This window comes from Streptomyces niveiscabiei, assembly GCF_033794345.1.
GTDB lineage: Bacteria > Actinomycetota > Actinomycetes > Streptomycetales > Streptomycetaceae > Streptomyces > Streptomyces niveiscabiei.
The window spans coordinates 1-1,119 of the sequence record NZ_JARAYJ010000111.1 but is presented as its reverse complement, the minus strand read 5'-3'; the positions used below and the strand labels follow the sequence as shown (position 1 = coordinate 1,119).

Below are 1,119 nucleotides of genomic sequence, written 5' to 3'. Positions count from 1 at the left end.
GCTAGGCCGTGTTTTAGGAAAAGCGGGCGGCCATCCATTTGGTGAGGTCGCCTGCGATCCGGTCGACGCTGGTTTCGGTGATGACGTCGTGTTCGCGGCGGCTGGTGTCGCGCCGGACGACCTCGTAGCCGTCCTCGTCCAAAACGGCAATGGAGGCGAACCAGACCGGATCGTCCTCGTCGGGCTGGACGACGACGAAGGTGTTGTCCGTGGTGTTCAGGTCGCTGATCAGCATGAACAGGGCGTCCTCGGACGGGTCGTCGACATGGTCGCCGTTCTCGCTGTCCGCGCAGTAGTACTCGGCGGCCACAGGTCCTCCCGTGCTCACGCTGCTTGAATCCGGTGGTCAGCATCCCACGGGCCGCCCGGTGGGCCGACGGCTCACAGCCACTGGTGGATCGCCGCGACGAGCACGGCAGCCTCGAATCGGACCGCGAGCTTGTCATAACGGGTGGCCACCGCCCGGTGCTGCTTGAGGCGGCTGATGCCGCACTCGACCGCGTGCCGGGCCTTGTAGTCCTGCTGATCGAAAGCCGGCGGGCGGCCACCGGCCTGACCGCGGCGCTTGCGGTTGCGCACCTGGTCGGCCGGTTCCGGGATCGTGCACCTGATCCCGCGTCTGCGCAGGTAGGCGCGGTTCGCGCGGGAGGAGTACGCCTTGTCGCCCCGCACCCGCAGCGGACGCTTCCTGGGCCGGCCCCGACCTGCCCTGGGCACCCTGATCGCATCCAGCACCGGCTCGAACTGCGGACTGTCACCCCGCTGGCCGGCGGTGACCAGCAGCGACAACGGCTTCTGGCCCTGCTCACACGCCAGATGGATCTTCGTGGTGAACCCGCCCCGCGACCTGCCCAGTCCGTGATCGTCGAGCTCACTTCCCATCCCGCCGGGCGGCTCCTTCTGCCCCGCACCGTCCCGGCGAGCCCCGGCCGCATGCTGGTGAGCCCGGCAGACCGTGGAGTCGACGTTCACCTCCCAGGTGATCAGCCCGGCAGCGTCGGCCTGCGCCTGTAGCAGCATCAACAGCCGGGCCCACACACCCTGTCGCTGCCAGCGCCGGAACAGCCCGTACACGGTCTGCCAAGGCCCGTACTCGCGTGGCAGATCACGCCACGGCAC

The 1,119-nt window shown here is 68.9% G+C and carries 2 protein-coding genes; both read right to left on the bottom strand.

The window, feature by feature from the left end; genetic code table 11:
* Positions 1-13: 13 nt before the first annotated feature.
* On the bottom strand, positions 14-310 hold the full coding sequence (locus tag PV682_RS44060; protein WP_319738596.1) for a hypothetical protein: 297 nt from the start codon (positions 308-310) through the stop codon (positions 14-16).
* A 71-nt stretch (positions 311-381) separates the two neighbouring features.
* Positions 382-1,119: IS5 family transposase (locus PV682_RS44055; RefSeq protein WP_319738594.1), on the bottom strand; the 738-nt coding region annotated here is incomplete at its 5' end.